Consider the following 19,694-nt stretch of genomic DNA (forward strand, 5'->3'; position numbering starts at 1 on the left):
TTCGGTCTGACTATGGGGAACCAACAATGAGCATCGACATCGCGGACTTCGTGCTGGCCGTCGCAGCCGCCTTCGTCGTCGGCTGCCTCATCGCCTCATTCCTCAACGTGGTGATCTGGCGGGTGCCGAACGGCATCAGCCTCGTCGACCCGCCGCGGAGCTTCTGCCCGACGTGCAAGGAGCGGATCGCGTGGTACGACAACATCCCGCTCGTCTCCTACGCGGTCCTTGGCGGGCGCTGCCGTCACTGCCACGAACCCATATCGGCGCGGTATCCGCTCGTGGAGGCACTCGGAGGAGCGTCGGCGGCCATGGTCGTCGCGGGGGCGATGGGCGGGCTCTATCCCGGCTGGCTGCTGCCCGACCTGCTGTATCTGACCGCCGTGTCCATCGTCGTGGCGTTCATCGACCTCGACCATCAGCTCATCCTCAACGTCGTGGTCTACCCGTCATACCTCGTCAGCCTTGTGCTTCTTTCCCTCGCGTCCGGCATGGCCGGGTCATGGTGGTCGCTGGGCAGGGCCGCGGCGGGGGGCCTCGCCCTCGGCGTCTTCTACCTTCTGCTCGCGCTCATCTGGCCCGGCGGGATGGGGATGGGCGACGTGAAGCTCGCCGCGCTGCTCGGGATGTCCTTGGCGTGGATGGGCTGGGGGCCGCTGCTCGTCGGCGGATTCGCGGCCTTCCTCGTGGGCGGCGTCGTGGGCGTCGTCCAGATGGCGTGCCACAAGGTCGACATCCACGGGGGCATCCCCTTCGGGCCCTCCATGGTTGTCGGAGCGTGGATAGGCATCATGGCCGGAGCGCCACTCGCCCGCCTATATCTGGGCCTATTGGGATTAGGATAGGGGGAGGGATGCGCTAATTGACGTTGATGTCGAAACATGTCTGCATAAGTAGGGCCATGTCTGCGTGAAACGCTGCATGACATGAAGGGGTCGCCGTGGGGGAACGCGGCGTATGGACAGGAGAAACCATGAAGACAATGGTGGCATTGGGATTGTCAAGCGACGCCATCAGGGTGGCGGTGATAGGCAATCCCTACACGCCGCGCCCTCTGATCAAACAGTGGCATACGTTCACGCTGCCCGCGGGGGCGGTCGTCGACGGGGAGGTCGTCGACCAGCCGACGGTCACGGGGATGATGAAGCAGATCGTCAAACGCCATCGCATCCCAACCTCGAACGTGGCCATGGTGTACTCCAGCAGGCGCGTGCTGTTCCGCGAGGCCACCTTCCCCGAGATGGGTCTCGACGAGCTACACGCCACGCTGCCGTTCTAGGCGAAGAACCTCATCCCGCTGCCTATTCCCGACTCCGTTCTCGACTTCGTGCCTCTTCGCCGCGAGAAGACGAACCAGGGATACCAGCTGCATGGGCTGCTCGTGGCGTCGCTCCGGTCCGGCATCGAGAAGACCGCGAACGCCGTGGAGCAGGCCGGGCTTATCGTCTCGTCCGTCGACGCCAGCCCCTTCTGCATGGCCCGCCTATATAAAGAGGAGTCCAAGGACGGCAACGTCGTCCTCGTCAACGTCGGATCGAATAGCACCGATGTGATCGTCGTCAACGACGGCATGCCCGTCTATCTGCGAACCGTGCCGTCCGGTGCCGACGACGTCACCCAGGCCGTCGCGATGGCGCTCGGCATCGACTTCGAGGACGCCAACGAGGTCAAGCGCCGTATCGGACTGCAGAACGTCGTCGGCGACAAGCGCCTCGAAAAGGCCGAGGAGGTCATTCGGGAGTCCACCGCCCAGCTCATCGTCAGCATCCGCAACACCCTCGGAATGTTCGCGGCGTCCCATCCCGATGACACCTTGCAGGGCATACTCCTGACCGGCGTGGGGGCGACGCTGGAGGGATTCCCCAACGTGCTGGCCACGTCCACGAACATGCTGGTCACCATGGGCGACCCCTTCTCCAAATTCGACCAGTCCAAGGAATCCATCGAGCGGGAGAGGATCACGCACGCGTCCGGCTACTCGATCGTTCTCGGACTCGCCCTAGGAAAGAAGCCACGATGAGAAGACACGATACCCACACCGACAAGCCGAAGGGACCCGAAGGCGAGAGCCGCGCTCCACGGGACGGCGGTCAGGCGACGGAACGGCGCGGCATGGCCCACGGCGGGAAGAAAAGCCGTATGTCCATGAGCATGGGAGAGCTTCTCAACACCGGCGGGAAGGGCGGGAAGAAGAGCAAGGCGCCGCGCGACACCACGGCGGATTGGAGACTGCGCTCCAATCTGCTTCCCAAGTCCATCGCCGTCATCAACCGAGACCGCATGGTGCAGCGCATCATGACGCTTGCCGTCGTCGTCGTGCTCATATTCTCCGTGCTGGTCACGATCTTCATGAAGATCGTGGTCGTTGCGACCCAGTCCCAGACCGAGAACCAGCGGCAGCTGGCCATGAGCCTTCAGCAGACCAAGGCGAAATACGCGGACGTGGAGAAGATCGTCACGGCCTCCGACGACACCCAGAAGGTGCTGGTCTCGACGCTGTACGATGAAATCGACTGGCAGACGGTCGCCACCAACCTCGATTCGGCGCTTCCCGCCAACACGTCATACACCAGTCTTCAGCTTACGGAGTTCCAGCCGGAGACCACAGGGTCGAGCTCATCGTCGAGTTCGTCGTCCACGGCGGGGGACGTCTGGGGGTCGGGCGGAGTCATCGACGTGGCGTTCACCGTGAAATCCACCGATTTCGTGACGGCCAAAACCTTCATTACGAACTTCTCGAAGATCACCGGATACATCGTCGGCGACATCAGCTCGATATCAGGGTCGCCGGGTGAGGGGTACACGTACACGGGAACCGTGTCCCTCGACCTCACAGGCAACACCACGTCGCGGGGGGACTCCGCCGGTGGCGCGGAGACCGTGAACCGCGAGCTGCTGGATACGCTGCGTAAGGATCTGCGTTCCCAGGCCGGCGTGACCACCTCGAGCGAAAAGGAGTGATTCGGACATGTTCATGAACAGGCATCGCGCTGCATGGGTCGGGCTTCTCGCCGCGGCCATCGCCATCGTCTTCCTTCTCTGGACCGCCGTCGTCACGCCCCGTCTGCAGGAGGTCAGCGCCGTCAGGGAACAGACCGAGCAGCTTCGGCAGCAGAACACCGAGGTCGAGAAAACCATCGAGAAGCTGAACATCGCGAGCGGCACCATCACGCTTCAGACGACCAGGCTCAATCAGCTCAGACGGCAGATCCCGAACGTCTACGACCAGTAGGCGCTCATCAACTCCCTCAATCAGTCGGCGAAGGACACCGGCATAACTCTGTCGTCGGTCACCTTCGAAACCGCGACGGACGCCGTCCTGCCGCAGGCCGTATCCGGGGCGATCAGCAACAGGCTCGTCCAGGTTCCCCTCACGGTTAACGCGCAGGGGTCCTACGACAAGCTCCGCAGCTTCGTGGCCAAGGTGCAGGACATGGAGCGCGTCGTGGTGCCCAGCAGCCTGACCTATCCGTTGGGGACCGCCTCGACGGGAGCCGATCAGGCTACAACCGACAGTCTGTCCATGACGTGCAACACCTATTCATTGGTGGACTCCACGTCGATAGCCGGATCAACCGGCACGGGATCGACCGGCACGTCGGACTGACGCGGGAGGGCAGACGGGGGAGACGGGTCGAAGGGCGGCGTCCGTCCCCGTGTGTCGTTAGACTATGGCGGGTTAGCAGACCCCCGCAAGTCAGACCAGAAGGTGAATTGTGGCAGTATCCAAACTCGATGACGTCGTCTCCCTCGCCAAGCGCCGCGGCTTTGTGTTCCCCGCAGGCGAGATCTATGGCGGCACGCGATCCGCGTGGGATTATGGCCCGCTCGGAGTGGCCCTCAAGGACAACATCAAACGCGAATGGTGGCGGTCGATGGTCGTCACCCGGGGCGATGTGGTCGGCGTGGACACCTCCATCATCCTTCCGCCCGCCGTGTGGGTGGCCTCCGGGCACGTCAGCGTGTTCAACGACCCGCTCATCGAATGCCTGAACTGCCACAAGCGCCAGCGCTCCGACAAGCTCCAGGAGTCCTGGGCGGAGAAGCATGGCGACAAGATGCCGCCGAACGGCCTCAAGGACATCGTCTGCCCCGACTGCGGGACCCGCGGCCAGTGGACCGAGCCGCGCGACTTCAACATGATGCTGCGCACCCATCTGGGACCGGTCGACGACGACAACTCCCTGCACTATCTGCGTCCCGAAACGGCCCAGGGCATCTTCGTGGACTTCAAGAACGTCATGATGTCGTCGCGGTCCAAGCCGCCGTTCGGAATCGCCAACATGGGCAAGTCGTTCCGCAACGAGATCACCCCCGGCAACTTCATCTTCCGCACGCGCGAGTTCGAGCAGATGGAGATGGAGTTCTTCGTCGAGCCCGGAACCGACGAGGACTGGCACCAGTACTGGATCGACACCCGCACGCGCTGGTACGTCGACCTCGGCATCAACCCCGACAACCTGCGCCACTACGAGCATCCCAAGGAGAAGCTGAGCCACTACTCCAAGCGCACCGTCGACATCGAATACAAGTTCGGATTCCAGGGATCCGACTGGGGCGAGCTCGAGGGCGTCGCCAACCGGACCGACTTCGACCTCAGCGCGCATTCGAAGCATTCGGGCGAGGACCTCAGCTACTTCAACCAGGCCACCGGCGAGCGGTACGTTCCCTTCGTCATCGAGCCCGCCGCAGGCCTGACCCGCTCGCTGATGGCGTTCCTGGTGGACGCCTACGACGTCGACGAGGCTCCCAACACCAAGGGCGGAGTCGACCGCCGAACCGTTCTTCGTCTCGACCCGCGCCTCGCGCCGGTCAAGGCCGCCGTCCTGCCCCTGAGCAAGAAGCCCGAGCTGCAGGCCATCGCCCATGATCTGGCCGCCGACCTTCGTCAGCATGAGTGGATGATCGACTACGACGAGTCCGGTGCCATCGGACGCCGCTACCGTCGTCAGGACGAGATCGGCACGCCGCTGTGCGTCACCGTGGACTTCGACAGCCTCGACGACCACGCCGTCACCGTGCGCGACCGCGACACCATGGAGCAGAAGCGCATCGCACTGGACAAGGTCGTCGACTACGTCTCGTCCGTGGTCTCGGAGCGCCGCGTGCGCTACCCGGAGGGACCGGCGTCGATCGTCGGAACCCGCGCCGCCGATGGCGGAACCAGCGTGGTCGGGGAGTCCGGCGTCGACGAAAGCGAGCCGATCAAGGTGGCCGAGGCCGGTGGTCTGTATTAACCCTCGGGTATCGCAGTCACCTCGGATGTTGCAGGCCCCACTGACGCGGGATGCCATGGCGGGGTCGGTGGCCGATCTCGCCGTCGGCCCTGACGCGGAGCGCGCGTATCCGACCGGCGGCTCGGCCGCTCCCGCCGACGCCGTCGTCCAGGCCGGTTCCGACGGCCCCGCCCGAACCGCGTCCATGCCGCCCGTGGATCTCGGTGGCATCCATGTCCCCACGCCCGTGATCCTCTCGCCCATGGCCGGTGTGACGAACTGGCCGTTCCGCACCCTCTGCGAAGGGTATGGGCCGGATGGCCTGTACGTGGCGGAGATGATCACCGCTCGGGCCCTCGTCGCCCGCAATCCCAAGGCGTTCCGTCTGTGCCGCTTCGCCCCCGGCGAGAGGGTGAGGTCCCTCCAGCTGTACGGCGTGGACCCGGTGATCGTCGAGCAGGCGGCGCGCATGGTGGTCGACGGAGGCATGGCCGACCACATCGACCTCAACTTCGGATGCCCCGTTCCCAAGGTCACCCGGCGTGGGGGAGGCTCCGCGCTTCCCTGGAAAACCGATCTCTTCGCCGAGCTCCTCCATCGCGTGGTGACCGTGTGCAAGCCTGCGGGAATCCCCGTGACGGCGAAGATCCGCGTGGGGATCGACCACGAGCACGAGACGTACCTCGACGCCGGGCGCATCGCCGAGGATGAGGGATGCGCGGCCGTCACCCTCCATGCCCGCACGACGGCCGAATACTATGGCGGGCACTCCGATTGGAGCCGCATCGCCGAACTGGTGGGCGCGCTGGACATCCCGGTCTTCGGCAATGGGGACATCTGGGGAGCCGACGACGCGGTGGAGATGGTTCGACGGACCGGTTGCGCGGGCGTCGCCATCGGCCGCGGGTGCCAGGGAAGACCGTGGCTGTTCACCGACATCCGCAACGCCTTCGCGGGAAGCGACGAGCGGGTGAACCCCACGCTCGGACAGGTCGCGCAGGTCGTCCTTCGCCACGCCGCCATGCTCGTGGAGTTCTACGACGGCGACGAGCGCATGGCCGTCCATGACCTGCGAAAGCACATCGCGTGGTATCTCAAGGGATTCCCGGTGGGAGGCTCGACCCGCCGCCAGTGCATGGAGTCCGAGAGCATCGACGACGTGCGGCGTGTGCTCGATTCGCTCGATCCCGACGCCACATTGCCCGCCACCGTGGTCAATGCTCCCCGCGGCCGCACCCGATACGCCCGCAAGGTCCATCTTCCATACGGATGGCTGGATTCCCGGACCACCACCCATGAGCAGCGCGAGGCGTTGTTCGGGGACGATCCCATGGATGCGGGATATTGATCGCAGGCCGGGGCGTGGGCGCGGTGACGGGCGGGTACCATGTCAAGGAATGGGAAAAACGCGGTCACACACCGCGAAAAGGCGATCTGCGTGATCGTTCTGCGATAGAGTAGGCGTAACCGTGTGAGTGACAGGAGACAATGGTGAGCGAGATTGCCCAGGCAGACGATTTCAACGACAAGACCAACATCAAGGTCGTCGGAGTCGGTGGAGCAGGTGGAAACGCCGTGAATCGCATGATCGCTGATGGGTTGCAGAACGTTGAGTTTGTGGCCATCAACACCGATGCGAAGGATCTGCTAAGGTCGGACGCCAACGTCAAGATATCGTTGAGTGACGGGTCGAGCCGTGGGCTGGGGGCCGGCGCCGATCCCGAGAAGGGCGCCAAGGCGGCGCAGGACCATCAGTCCGACATCGAGGAGGCTCTCAAGGGCGCCGACATGGTGTTCGTGACCTGCGGCGAGGGAGGCGGAACCGGCACCGGAGCCAGTCCCATCGTCGCGCGTGCGGCCCATCAGCAGGGCGCCCTGACCATCGCCGTCGTCACCCGTCCCTTCTCCTTCGAGGGACCTCAGCGGTCGGCCTCGGCCAAGCTGGGGATCGAGAACCTCCGCAAGGAGGTCGATGCGCTGATCGTCATTCCCAACGACAGGCTTCTGGAGATCTCGGACCGCACCATCGGCATCGTCGACGCCTTCAAGACCGCCGACACCGCGCTGCTCGCCGGCGTCCAGGGGATCACCGATCTGATCACCCTCAACTCCTACATCCACGTCGACTTCTCCGACGTGAGCGCCATCCTGCGTGGAGCGGGAACGGCCCTGTTCGGCATCGGCTCCGCCCGTGGCGAGGATCGCGCCACGCAGGCTGCGGAGATCGCCATCAGCTCGCCGCTGCTGGAGGAGAGCATCGAGGGCGCGCACGGGGCCCTCATCAACGTCGCCGGCCCCACGGACCTCAAGCTGCAGGAGGCCTACGCCGCGACCGACCTCGTCCGCAAGGCCATCCACCCGGAGGCCCAGATCATCTGGGGCCTGGCTCTGGACGACGCCTACGGCGACGAGATGCGCATCACCGTCATCGCCGCGGGATTCGACTCGGACTCGAAGAAGGCGTCGGAGGGGCAGAAGGCTCCGAGATCCCTGACGCAGCCTACGTCCGGCGATTCGGGAGCCTCCGCCGCCACGGATTCCTCTTCCGGGGCTTCCTCGGCCATGTCTTCCCCCTCCTTGGACACGCCCTCGTCGCGGGCGTCCGCGGACGGCGACGCCGCGCGGAACACGCCCTCGTCGCCACGGTCCGTGGATGAGACAAGCGAGCACGAGGTGATATCCTCCGGTGATCTGGGGGATCTCGACATTCCGGATTTTCTGCGCTGAGCGCGCTATAGGCGACGAAAGGAACTCGCATGGCAGGGTTTATGAAGAACGCGATGTCCTATCTTGGTATGGCGGATGTCGTCGACGATGAGGACGACGTCGAGCCTCAGCCGGAGGACAGCCAGTCGTCCTTCGACTCGGATCGCTCCTTTAGCCCTCTGGCGGGGGCCCAGACGGGCCAGGGTGCGTCCGCAGGCACACGCGAGTCCAATCCCTTCCAGAACCGCGTGAGCAGGATCACGACCATCCATCCCAAGAACTACGAGGACGCGCAGCTGGTGGGCCGCGCCATCCGTGACGGCGTGCCCGTCGTGCTCAACCTCACGGGGGTCTCGGAGGCCGTGGCCTTCCGGATCGTCGATTTCTCCGCCGGAGTGGTCTTCGGGGTGCGGGGATCCATCGAACGCGTCACGCCCCGGGTCTTCCTTCTGAGTCCCGCGCAGGTCAACATCAAGGTCGAGGAACCGCAGTCGAAGGGGTCGTCTCGCGACCTGTTCTCCGACTGAGGTCGTTCGCTGAGGGTTCGCTGAGGCCGTTCGTCGGACTATCGTCAGCGTCCTCCCAGCGGTTTTTCCGCTGCCGTGGGTAGGGTTGGATCATGCTTTTCTACGTCATTGAACGAATTGTCGATGCGGCCATCGGCATCTACCTGACGATTCTCATCATCCGGATGATCCTCGACTGGGTCGCGATGCTCGCCAGGAACTGGAGGCCCACCGGCGTCGTCAGCGACCTCATCCGCATCGTCTATCAGCTCACCGATCCGCCGCTGCGTTGGCTGCGTCAATACATCAAGCCGATCTGGTTCGGATCCTTCGGCCTTGACGTGAGCTTCATCGTCCTGTATTTCGCGTTGTACCTTCTCCAGGTGCTGATCTAGCGGAAGCCATGCCGCGCAATCGCAGCGTCGTCGCCGCGGGCATCGTGCTAGCATAGCTGTGAATAACGTACACAGCGAGGCATTGTGCCCAAAGCGAGGTGTAAGACAAATGGCTCTGTTGACGCCGAAGGATATACGAAAGCATACCTTCCAGACCGTCCGTTTCAAGGAGGGTTACGATGTCGATGAGGTTGATGATTTCCTGGATCAGGTAACCGAAACCATCGAGGCTCTCGGCAAGCAGGCCGTTCAGGGCGCCGGGCAGTCGACGCAGTCGCTGGGTGCCGATGTCGCCGCGCTCAACGGCAAGATCGCGGAACTGACCACGCAGCTCCAGTCGGCCAAGGAGGAGAACTCCCAGCTCAAGGCCGGCAGGGACCTCCAGGGAGGGCAGGCCTCGCAGATCGATGCGGCGAAGCTCACCGAGGCCGAGGAGAGCAACAGGGCCCTGTCGGCGCAGAACGAGCAGCTCAAGTCCCAGGTCGAGCGCCTGAGCGCGCAGATCGACCAGTTGACCGCGCAGGCCGCGGAGGCCGCGGGTGCCAAGGAGCTTGGACAGCAGCTCACCGCCGTGCAGCACGAGCGCGACGAGCTCCGCACCGAGAACCAGAAGCTCACGCAGCAGCTGCAGGAGGCCACGGTCAAGGTGCAGGGCGCCCAGTCCGAGGTCGCCAAGCTCACCGATGCCGTCCGCTCCGAGAACGGCAAGCTCCAGGACGTCACCCGTCAGCTTGAGGAGTCCCGCCAGCGTGAGGACCAGCTCCGTGCGCAGGTCTCCAAGATGGAGCCGAACACCGAGACGGGAAGCCTGCAGAAGATCGCCGGCGCCGGAAACGCGGGATCAAGCGAGCCCGAGCGCGCGACCGCGATGCTGACGCTCGCTATGCAGCTCCACGATCAGTACGTCGACAAGGGCAAGGCGCAGGCCAAGGACATCGTCACCACGGCGCAGACCAAATACGACGACATGATCTCCAAGGCCAACGAGTACTCCGGACGCACCCGCACCGAGGCCGACGAATACAGCAACCAGACCCGGGCCAAGGCCGACACGTACTTCAAGAACGTCCACGCCGACGCCGATGCCTACTCCGCCAAGACAAGGCAGGACGCCGACATCTACGCGAAGAACAAGCACACCGAGGCCGACGGCTATGAGTCCGAGATCCAGCGCCGCGCCGCCGAGTACGATTCCAAGACCCGGTCCTCCGCAGACAGCTACGCCCAGCAGGTGCGCGACAATCTCGAGTCGCAGTCGAAGGTCATCGAAAGCAACATCCAGGGGCTCAAGCAGTTCGAAGGGGAGTACCGCTCGCGGCTCACGGACTTCCTCAACCAGCTCGTCTCGCAGGTCGCCGATTCGAACAGCTTCAACAAGGTCGATGAAGGCAAGAACTGACCTGTAGAATCTGATTCATGTCGCAATTCTCATCCGGACGGCCGCAACGACGAGCGGCCGTCTTCGCATGTCTGTCGGTCGTTGTTCTTGTGGCGGATCAGGCCACCAAGATCTGGGCGCAGCGTGCTCTGGGTCATGGCGAGAGCGTGCGGGTGATCCCCGGTCTCCTCTCGCTGACGCTGGTGCGCAATCCCGGGGCCACGCTGGGGATGGGATCGTCCAGGACCTGGCTTATCGCCGTTCTGGCCATACTCGCGTGCGTGGCAATTGTCGCGCTGGTGGTGCGCACCGACTCCATGATCTGGACGGTGGCGCTGGCTCTGGGCTTCTCCGGGGCTCTCGGCAATCTCATCGACCGCATCGCCTACGCCACCGGATTCATGGACGGCAAGGTCGTCGATTTCCTTGATTATGGCTGGTCCGTGGGGAACGTCGCCGACATAGCGCTGATGGTCGCCGGCGTCCTGATAGTCATCCTCGTGGTCCTGGCCATCCCGTTCTCGTCCCGCGGACACGTCGGCGACGGTTCGTCTCCGGAGGTCGCCGGACGATGAGTCGTCTCGCACCGGCTCCCGACGCCCTGATAGGACGTCGCTTCGATGTCGCCGTGGCCAAGATGCTGGGCGTCTCGCGCACACGCGCGGCGGAGATAGTGGAGACGGGGCAGGCCCGTGTTCTGGGACGGACCATGACGAAGGCGTCCACCCTTCTGGAGGGGGACGTGGTGGACATCGATCTCGTCGAGGAGAAGCACGAGCCCGAGCCGGTGGCCGACGACATGCCCATCGTCTACGAGGACGACGACGTCGTCGTGGTAGACAAGCCCGTAGGAGTCGCGGCCCACGCCTCCGTGGGATGGACCGGTCCCACCGTGCGCGGCAGCCTTCTGCAACGCGGGGTGACACTCTCGTCCTATGGCGCTCCCGGACGTCAGGGAATCGTCAGCCGTCTTGACGTGGGCACCAGCGGTCTGATGCTGGTGTGCAGGTCCGATCTGGCGTATACCGAGATGCGGCGGCAGTTCGCCGCGCATGAGGTCGTCAAAACCTATCATGCGCTCGTCCAGGGGAACCTGCGCGAGGACAAGGCCACCATCGAGGCGCCGATAGGCCGCGCCAAGGTCTCCGATTTCCGGTTCACCATCACGCCCGCCGGCAAGCCCTCCGTCACGCATTGGGATGTGATCCGGCGCTATGGCGAGGCGACGCTGGTCTCGGTGAACCTCGAGACGGGGCGGACCCACCAGATCCGCGTGCATTTCTCGTCCATCGGCCATCCGCTCGTCGGCGATCCCATGTACGGCGGCAATCCCGTCCTGGCAGGGAGGCTTGGACTGACGAGGCAGTGGCTCCATGCGATGCGGTTGGAGTTCCGGCATCCCCGCACGCATGTGTGGACCACCGTCGCGTCGCGGTATCCCGCCGATCTGTCCCATGCGCTGGACGCGCTCGCCGACGCCGGCTGACGTGGCGCCGGTTGTGATGCGGTGTGGTGCGGGTTGACGTGGCATTCGGTGGCATTCGGCGACGCTCGGTGACGCGTCCGTGACGACGTGCCGGCCATGACTCGCCATGCCGGTCAGCCCACGCAGGGCCGGAGGTCCCGGAAGAGCCCGTGAGGTCATCTCGCCCCGGTAAGGTGGAGTGCATGTCCTCGAGTGATTCCTTCGTGCAGCTTCATAACCACACCCATTACTCGCTTCTGGACGGCGCGTCCAAGATTCCCGATCTGGTCGCGCGGACCAGGGAGCTGGGCATGACGTCCGTGGGGATCACCGACCACGGCAACATGCACGGCGCCTACGAGATGTGGAGTACGGCGGTGGCGCAGGGAATCAAGCCCATCATCGGCATCGAGGCGTACGTCACGCCCGAGACCGCGCGGCAGGACAAGACCCGCGTGCATTGGGGCACCGAGGCGCAGCGCTCCGACGACGTCTCCGGCGGAGGCCTGATCACCCATCTGACGCTGTGGGCCGAGAACGACGAGGGACTGGTCAACCTCATCAGGGCCAGCTCCGTCGCCAACCTCGAAGGCCGTGTCATGCGGTATCCGCGTATGGACAAGGAGGTGCTCTCCACCTACTCGAAGGGCGTGATATGCGGGTCCGGATGCCCGTCGGGCATCATCCAGACCCGGCTTCGCCTGGGGCAGTACGACGAGGCGCTGCGCGCGGCCAAGGAGCTGCAGGACATCTACGGTAAAGACAACTTCTTCATCGAGCTGATGGACCACGGGCTGTCGATCGAGACGCGCGTGACCAAGGACCTCCTGCGCATCGCGAAGACCATCGGAGCGCCGATCCTGGCCACGAACGACTCCCACTACGTGCACGAGGAGGACCGTCGCGCGCAGGACGCCATGCTGTGTATCAACTCCGGCTCGCGCCTCGACGACCCCGAACGGTTCAAATTCGACGGATCCGGCTACTACCTCAAATCAGCCGAGGAGATGCGCGAGCTTTTCAGGGAGCTCCCCGAAGCGTGCGACAACACGCTGGAGATCGCGGACCGCTGCAACGTGATGTTCGACGACCATGAGGACGGCGCCTTCATGCCCACCTTCGACTGCCCGGAGGGATGGGACGAGACCTCCCTGTTCCTTCGCAAGGTGGAGGAGGGGCTGGAGAACCGCTACGACGGCCATCCCTCGATGGAGGTGCTTCATCAGGCCGACTACGAGTGCGGCGTGATCTGCCAGATGCAGTTCTGCGGGTACTTCCTCGTCGTGTCCGACTACATCAACTGGGCCAAGGCCAACGGCGTGATGGTGGGACCCGGACGAGGCTCGGCCGCAGGATCCATGGTCGCCTACGCCATGGGCATCACCGAACTCGATCCCCTCAAGCATGGCCTGATCTTCGAGCGCTTCCTCAACCCCGAACGCGTCTCGCTGCCCGATATCGACGTCGACTTCGACCCCGAGGGCCGCGCCCGGGTGCTCGACTACGTGGCCGACAAATACGGCCGCGACAAGGTCGCCCAGTGCGTGATCTACGGAACCATCAAAACCAAGCAGGCGCTGAAGGACTCGGCCCGCATCATGGGATACGAGTTCTCCGTGGGCGAGCGCATCACCAAGGCCCTTCCCCCCAGCAAGAACGGCAAGGACGCGAGCCTCAGGGACATCTTCGACCCCACGTCCAAGCGCTATGCCGAGGCCAGGGAGTTCCGGGAGCTCGTGGAGTCCGATCCCGACGCGAAAAGGATCACCGAGGAGGCCAAGGGCATCGAGGGGCTGATCCGGCAGACCGGAGTCCACGCCTGCGCCACCATCATGGGTTCCGACCCCATCACCGACACGTCGCCGCTTCTGGAGCGCACGGACGGCACCATCACCACGACCTTCGAATACCACACCTGCGAGACGCTCGGCCTCGTCAAGATGGACTTCCTGGGGCTGTCCAACCTCACGGTCATACGCGACACCCTGACGAACATCGAGCACAACGGCAAGGAGCCGATCGACTACACGAGGATCCCCCTCGACGACAGGGAGACCTACCAGCTGCTCTCGCGCGGCGACACCCTCGGCGTCTTCCAGCTCGATTCCGACGGCATGCGCTCGCTGCTCAAAACGCTCAAGCCCGACAACTTCAACGACATATCCGCCCTCATCGCCCTGTACCGTCCCGGTCCCATGGATATGGACTCGCACACCAACTACGCGAAGCGCAAGAACGGCCTGCAGGAGATCACCCCCATCCATCCCGAGGTCGAGAAGCCGCTCAAGGAGGTCCTCGACGAGACCTACGGTCTGATCGTCTACCAGGAGCAGGTGCAGTCGGCGGCCCGTATCCTCGCCGGATACTCGCTGGGCAAGGCGGATGTGCTGCGACGGGCGATGGGCAAGAAGAAGCCCGAGGTTCTGGCCAAGGAGAAGGTTCCGTTCTTCCAGGGCATGAAGGACCACGGCTATTCCCAGGAGGCCGCGCAGTCGGTGTGGGACGTCCTCGTGCCCTTCTCCGGTTACGCGTTCAACAAGGCCCATTCCGCCGCATACGGGCTGATCTCGTATTGGACGGCGTATCTCAAAACCCACTATCCGGTGGAGTTCATGGCCGCGCTGCTGCAGAACGAGCGCAGCAACAAGGACAAGACCGCGCTGTACCTGGGCGAGGCCCGGCGCATGGGGATCAAGGTGCTGCCGCCGGACGTCAACGAGTCGATACTGGAATACTCCGCCGTGGGCGACGTCGTGCGCTTCGGACTGGGAGCCATCCGCAACGTGGGCGACAGGGCCGTGGCCGACATCGTCACGGAGAGGAAGGGGCCGCGTGGCAAATTCGTGAACTTCATGGACTTCATCCGCCGCGTGCCGCTGACCGTCCTCAACAAGCGCCTCATCGAATCCCTGATCAAGGCTGGCGCCTTCGATTCGATCGATCCCAACCGTCGCGCGCTGTTCATGGTTCATGAGCCGGCGATCGATTCGGTCGTCGGCCTCAAGCGCAAGCAGGCGGAGGGCCAGTTCGACCTGTTCGCCGATCCCGATGGGTCGGCGGCGGATGACTCGATGGGCGATGCCATGGTCACCATCCCCGACATCGACGAATGGGACAAGAAGACCAAGCTCGACTTCGAGCGCGAGATGCTGGGCCTGTACGTGTCCGACCATCCGCTCAGCGGGATGACCGCGGTGCTGGCGGGACTGCGCGAGATGTCCATCGCGCACCTCATCGACAGGGCCAGAACGATGGCGGACAACCAGCAGGTCACCATCGCGGGCCTCGTCACCGGCGTGGATCGGCGCGTGTCGCGCAAGGGCAACCCCTGGGCCATCGTCACCGTCGAGGACATGGAGAGCTCCATCCAGTGCATGTTCTTCGGGAAGACGTATCAGGCGGCCTCGCAGCAGCTGATCGTCGACCAGATCGTGCAGATCCGCGGCCAGGTCGAGCAGCGCGATGAGACCGTGAGCATGCGCGCGGTCGAGATGCAGGTGCCCTCCCTGGAATCGGCGGACGAGAAGCCCGTGGTTCTGGTCCTGCCGAGGATGGCGGTGGACCGCACTCGCATGGGGAGGCTGCGTGACGTCCTGCATTCGCATCCGGGGTACTGCGAGGTGCGGATGGTGGTGGGGGACGGTCATGGCAACGCCACCGTCTTCGTCATGGGCGACGCCTTCCGCGTCAAGCGCGACACCTCGCTGTTCGCCGAGATCAAGGCGCTGTTCGGACCGGGATGTCTGGCGGCAGCGTGACGGACCGAGGGGCGCTTCCGCTGCATGGCCGTCCGATGCCGGACAGGTGACGGTTGATCAATATAGTTGATGAATATAGTGGTCGGTGGAGGGTGAGCGGCCAGTGTATGGCGGCCGGTGAAGGACGAACGCTCCGTGATCCTGGCCATTATGCGTCGCGTCGCGATGATATGCCGTGGACGGCGTGGACGGATCTTGCATGCATGCGGGTTCATATGGACTGGAGGTATGACGGTGGAACGGGAATCATCGAAACGACGGTTGTCGGAGAAACCAGCGGATCGATCGTCCGCGACAGGTGAAGACCCCCGTGACGGCGGGCCCATCGTGGTTCCCGGCCCCGATTCACTGGTCAGCATCATCGTTCCGGTGTATGGCGTGCAGGAGTATCTTGACGCGGCTCTGGCTGGCGTCGTCGGACAGACGCACAGCAACCTGGAGATCATCCTCGTCGATGACGGCTCCCCGGACGAGTGTCCGCGCATATGCGATGAATGGGCGCGTCGGGACGCCCGCATCACGGTGATCCACGAGGAGAACGGCGGCCTGTCGAAGGCTCGGAACACCGGTCTTTCCGCCGCCCACGGCGATGCCGTGTACTTCATGGACTCCGACGATCTGGTGGAGCCGACATTGGTGGCCCGGTGTCTTGAGGCGATGGCCGACCATGGCGCGGACATGGCGATGTTCCGGTTCGATACAATCGACGACTCCGGGGCGCCCATGAAGTCGTCGTACCGGCACAACGAGTACGACGGGACCATCGAACTGACCCCGGAGCAGGCGCTGCGTCTTCAGGTCAAGGGCGACATCGACAGCTATTTCTGGGCGTTCATGGTCGCCCGGCGCGTGTACGTCGACCAGGATTTCTCGTTCCCTGAGGGTAGGTACATCGAGGATATGGCGCGCATCTGCCACGTGATCGGCGAATCCTCCCATGTCGTGCGGATCCCGGACGTCCTGTACCACTACCGCCTACGCGCGGGATCCGTGGCGCACACGCCATCCGCGTCGCTGATGGCGGATTGGATGCAGGCGGCCCACGATCGTCGCGAGTACATCGTGACGCGGCATCCCGGGCTTCGCCGCTTCGTCGCCGTGCAGACCATGAACGTTCTGGGCAATCTCAATATGGAGACCTTCCGGCAGAGCATCGTGTTCGGTCTCAAGCTTGATCCGCAGTCGCAGCAGCAGTTCCGCGACCGCGTCACCGAATTCCTCGACGATCTCGGATATGGACAGGATGACGGCGTCTTCGCCGAGCTCGATGATGACGAGTCGGATGAGGATCGCGCCACCGTCGCCGAGACGCGTGCCAAGTTCACAGCGCTTGTCGATTCGGCTTCGGACTCGTTGCGGGACATGAAGGATGCGGCCAGGGATTCCGTGTCCGGCGCCAAGGATTCCGTCAAGGACGGCATCAGGGAGGGCGTGGACAAGCTGCGCGAGGTGTTCGACCTCCAATCCGGCGAGGACGGCGAGAAGAGTGAGAAAGGCGAGGGATCGTCGCGTCGTCGCACGCCATCGGTCCGGCGTTCCGCGCGTCGGGCGTCCGCCTCCCGCTGAGGGCGGGGAATTGCGGAGAGGGGCTCGGTAGCGTTTCGCGTCCAGTATGTGGTGGGCGCGTCCGATATCGGACGTCGCTGTTGTCGGTCGTTGTTACGATGGGCGCTATGAGCGAGCAAACGATGCGAATCATAGACCTGCGCGGACGCCGGCTGACGCGCGCCGAGATGCTCGAGGCCATGCCCCGGGCCGATATGGGAACGAGCGAGGCGACCGATCTGGTCACGCCGATCCTTGACGACGTTCGTCAGCGGGGCGCCGCGGCCCTGCGCGACTTCGAGGAGAAGTTCGACCATATCCGTCCGCATGATCTGCGCGTTCCCGTCGAGGCCATCCATGCCGCGGAGGATGCGCTGGATCCCGAGGTCAGGGCGGCCATCGAGGAATCCGTGCGTCGCGCCCGCAAGGTGGCCGCATCGCAGGTTCCCCACGACTTTCATACCGATCTGGGCGAGGGCGCGCGCGTGGCGGAGCGGTGGATTCCGGTCCAGCGCGTGGGACTGTACGTTCCGGGCGGCAAGGCCGTCTACCCCAGCTCGGTGATTATGAACGTCGTCCCCGCGCAGGCGGCGGGCGTGGAATCACTGGCCATCGCCACTCCGCCAAGCAAGGCGACGAACGATGGACTTCCCGACGCAACGATCCTCGCCACCTGCGCGATTCTTGGCGTGGATGAGGTCTACGCCGTGGGGGGAGCCCAGGCCATCGCCATGTTCGCGTACGGAGCCCGGGGGAGCGAGCCGCAGGATGGCGACGTTCTGTGCGATCCGGTCGACAAGATCACCGGTCCCGGGAACATCTTCGTCGCCACGGCCAAGCGTCTGGTCTCGGGAATGGTCGGCATCGACGCGGTGGCGGGGCCCACGGAGATCGCGATCCTCGCGGATTCCGGGGCGAATCCCGAGTGGGTGGCCGCGGACCTCATCGGGCAGGCGGAGCATGACGAGCTCGCCGGATCCGTCCTCATCACCGACAGCACCGATCTGGCCGCGAAGGTTCAGGAGAGCCTCGACCGCAGGGTTCCGCGAACCGAGCATTCCGGTCGTGTGGCCACGTCGCTGACCGGCCGTCAGTCCGGCATCATCATTACCGATGGGATCGATCAGTCCGTCGACGCGGCCAACGCCTACGCCGCCGAGCATCTGGAGGTCCAGACCGCCGACGATGATGCGGTGATCGCCCGGATTCGTAATGCGGGGGCGATATTCCGCGGACCGTATTCCCCTGTGCCGCTGGGCGACTACATGTCGGGATCCAACCATGTCCTGCCCACGTCAGGCACCGCGCGTTTTGCGTCAGGACTCGGCGTGCACACGTTCATGAAGCCCGTCGAGGTCATCGAATACGACAGGACCGGTCTGGGGGAGATCGCCTCGCGCATCAACGCCTTCGCGGTGTCCGAGGACCTTCCGGCGCACGGGGAGTCCGTCCTCAGCCGTTTCATCGACGATCCGTATGACAAGGCGACCGTGAGGAAGCAGGAAAGCGAGGCCGGGCTGCGATGAGTGACGACGCCATTCCGGCGGTACTTCCGCTCCGCAACGATCTTGTGGGGGAGACCCCCTACGGGGCGCCTCAGCTCGATGTTCCGGTATGTCTCAACGTCAACGAGAACCCCTACGCCCCAAGCGACGCGGTCGCCGATTCCATAGCGCGTCGGGTGCGGGACATCGCCACCATGCTCAATCGGTATCCCGACCGCGAGCACATCGAGCTGCGCAAGGCGTTCGCCCGGTACCTCGCCGGGGAATCCGGAGTGAGTCTTCCGTTCGAACAGCTGTGGGGTGCGAATGGTTCCAATGAGATCATGCTTCAGCTGTTCCAGGCGTTCGGCGGTCCGGGACGGACCGCTCTGGGATGCGATCCGACGTATTCGATGTATCCCGAATACGCGCGGGACACCTTCACCACATGGCGCGTCGTGCACCGACGCGACGACTTCACTCTGGACGTCAACGCCACGGTCGACGCGATCATCAGGACACGGCCGTCGCTGGTCGTCATCACCAGCCCCAACAATCCCACGGGCACGCCGTTGCCCATGGACCAGCTCGCGATTCTTCTGGACGCGTGCCGGAAGGCCGGAGTCGAGGGTGCCGCCGAAGGGACCCATCCGGTTCTCGTGGTCGACGAGGCGTACATCGAGTTCCGTGATCCCGGAACGCCGAGCGCGCTGACCATGCTGGCCGGGCATGAGAACCTCGCCGTGAGCCGAACCATGAGCAAGGCCTTCGCCTTCGCCGGCGCGCGTGTGGGATATCTCGCGGCATCCCGGGGGATCATCGACGCCGTGAGGATCGTTCGCATGCCCTACCACCTGTCGGCGCTGACGCAGGCCGCGGCGCTCGCGGCGCTTGAGCACACCGACGAACTGCTTGCCCAGGTCGACCACCTGCGGCGTACCCGTGGCGAGACGGCGCACTGGCTGGCGACACGCCGGTATCACGGCAGGCCGCTTCGCGTGGCCGAATCGCAATCGAACTTCCTGCTGTTCGGAGGGGGCTTCGAGGATCGTGAGCGCATCTTCGACGAGCTTCTGAAGCGTGGCGTGCTTATTCGGGTGGTCGGCCCCGAGGGGTGGCTGCGCGTGTGCATGGGAACGGATGAGGAGATGTCGCGTTTCCGCGCCGCGTTGGACGAGGTCCTGGCGATCGTCTGATTCTTCGTCTGATTTCGAGGAACAGAAGCATGCGACAATCGGACA

18 protein-coding genes are annotated in these 19,694 nt (G+C 64.4%); all 18 read left to right on the top strand.

From position 1 onward, the window contains the following. Nucleotides 1-26 precede the first annotated feature (26 nt). The gene (locus BMIN_RS03175) at nt 27-845 is read left to right on the top strand and encodes a prepilin peptidase (RefSeq protein WP_022861126.1); all 819 of its coding nucleotides are present in this window, start codon (nt 27-29) and stop codon (nt 843-845) included. A gap of 128 nt (nt 846-973) precedes the next feature. Beyond that, on the top strand, nt 974-1,279 hold the full coding sequence (locus BMIN_RS08910; RefSeq protein WP_238565601.1) for a type IV pilus biogenesis protein PilM: 306 nt from the start codon (nt 974-976) through the stop codon (nt 1,277-1,279). A 12-nt stretch (nt 1,280-1,291) separates the two neighbouring features. Continuing rightward, nucleotides 1,292-2,020, top strand: coding sequence for a pilus assembly protein PilM (pilM, locus tag BMIN_RS03180; RefSeq protein ID WP_338010522.1), 729 nt, complete (start codon nt 1,292-1,294; stop codon nt 2,018-2,020). Next, the gene (locus BMIN_RS03185; protein ID WP_022861125.1) at nt 2,017-2,961 is read left to right on the top strand and encodes a hypothetical protein; all 945 of its coding nucleotides are present in this window, start codon (nt 2,017-2,019) and stop codon (nt 2,959-2,961) included. Before pilM ends, BMIN_RS03185 begins: the two co-directional genes overlap by 4 nt. Before the next feature lie 7 nt (nt 2,962-2,968). Then, nucleotides 2,969-3,232: a hypothetical protein gene (locus BMIN_RS08030; protein WP_051126296.1), complete on the top strand. Its 264-nt coding sequence runs from the start codon at nt 2,969-2,971 to the stop codon at nt 3,230-3,232. A gap of 6 nt (nt 3,233-3,238) precedes the next feature. Continuing rightward, complete coding sequence (pilO, locus tag BMIN_RS08340) at nt 3,239-3,607, top strand: type 4a pilus biogenesis protein PilO (protein WP_081647995.1); 369 nt, start codon at nt 3,239-3,241, stop codon at nt 3,605-3,607. 109 nt (nt 3,608-3,716) lie between these two features. Next, a complete protein-coding gene (locus tag BMIN_RS03195) occupies nt 3,717-5,237 on the top strand; it encodes a glycine--tRNA ligase (RefSeq protein WP_022861124.1) in 1,521 nt (506 codons plus the stop codon). Nucleotides 5,238-5,421: 184 nt separating this feature from the next. After that, nucleotides 5,422-6,564, top strand: coding sequence for a tRNA dihydrouridine synthase DusB (gene dusB, locus BMIN_RS03200; protein WP_033395492.1), 1,143 nt, complete (start codon nt 5,422-5,424; stop codon nt 6,562-6,564). A 143-nt stretch (nt 6,565-6,707) separates the two neighbouring features. Further along, nucleotides 6,708-7,943 carry a cell division protein FtsZ gene (gene ftsZ / locus BMIN_RS03205; RefSeq protein WP_026647450.1) on the top strand — a complete coding sequence of 412 codons (1,236 nt, stop codon included), beginning with the start codon at nt 6,708-6,710 and terminating at the stop codon, nt 7,941-7,943. A 29-nt stretch (nt 7,944-7,972) separates the two neighbouring features. After that, the gene (locus BMIN_RS03210) at nt 7,973-8,449 is read left to right on the top strand and encodes a cell division protein SepF (RefSeq protein WP_022861121.1); all 477 of its coding nucleotides are present in this window, start codon (nt 7,973-7,975) and stop codon (nt 8,447-8,449) included. 92 nt (nt 8,450-8,541) lie between these two features. After that, nucleotides 8,542-8,823 (top strand): YggT family protein, encoded by a 282-nt coding sequence (locus BMIN_RS03215; RefSeq protein WP_022861120.1) that lies wholly within the window; start codon nt 8,542-8,544, stop codon nt 8,821-8,823. A 109-nt stretch (nt 8,824-8,932) separates the two neighbouring features. Beyond that, nucleotides 8,933-10,222 (top strand): DivIVA domain-containing protein, encoded by a 1,290-nt coding sequence (locus BMIN_RS03220; protein ID WP_022861119.1) that lies wholly within the window; start codon nt 8,933-8,935, stop codon nt 10,220-10,222. 17 nt (nt 10,223-10,239) lie between these two features. Beyond that, nucleotides 10,240-10,776: a signal peptidase II gene (locus tag BMIN_RS03225; RefSeq protein WP_051126294.1), complete on the top strand. Its 537-nt coding sequence runs from the start codon at nt 10,240-10,242 to the stop codon at nt 10,774-10,776. Next, complete coding sequence (locus BMIN_RS03230; RefSeq protein WP_022861118.1) at nt 10,773-11,687, top strand: RluA family pseudouridine synthase; 915 nt, start codon at nt 10,773-10,775, stop codon at nt 11,685-11,687. Before BMIN_RS03225 ends, BMIN_RS03230 begins: the two co-directional genes overlap by 4 nt. Before the next feature lie 182 nt (nt 11,688-11,869). Beyond that, entirely contained in the window at nt 11,870-15,424 is a 3,555-nt protein-coding gene (gene dnaE, locus BMIN_RS03235; RefSeq protein ID WP_022861117.1) for a DNA polymerase III subunit alpha, read from the top strand. Nucleotides 15,425-15,652: 228 nt separating this feature from the next. Continuing rightward, entirely contained in the window at nt 15,653-16,990 is a 1,338-nt protein-coding gene (locus BMIN_RS03240; RefSeq protein WP_162138753.1) for a glycosyltransferase family 2 protein, read from the top strand. 107 nt (nt 16,991-17,097) lie between these two features. Next, nucleotides 17,098-18,495 (top strand): histidinol dehydrogenase, encoded by a 1,398-nt coding sequence (gene hisD / locus BMIN_RS03245; protein ID WP_022861115.1) that lies wholly within the window; start codon nt 17,098-17,100, stop codon nt 18,493-18,495. After that, nucleotides 18,492-19,649, top strand: coding sequence for a histidinol-phosphate transaminase (locus BMIN_RS03250; protein WP_022861114.1), 1,158 nt, complete (start codon nt 18,492-18,494; stop codon nt 19,647-19,649). Before hisD ends, BMIN_RS03250 begins: the two co-directional genes overlap by 4 nt. Nucleotides 19,650-19,694 lie beyond the last annotated feature (45 nt).

The organism is Bifidobacterium minimum, from assembly GCF_000741645.1.
Lineage (GTDB): Bacteria > Actinomycetota > Actinomycetes > Actinomycetales > Bifidobacteriaceae > Bifidobacterium > Bifidobacterium minimum.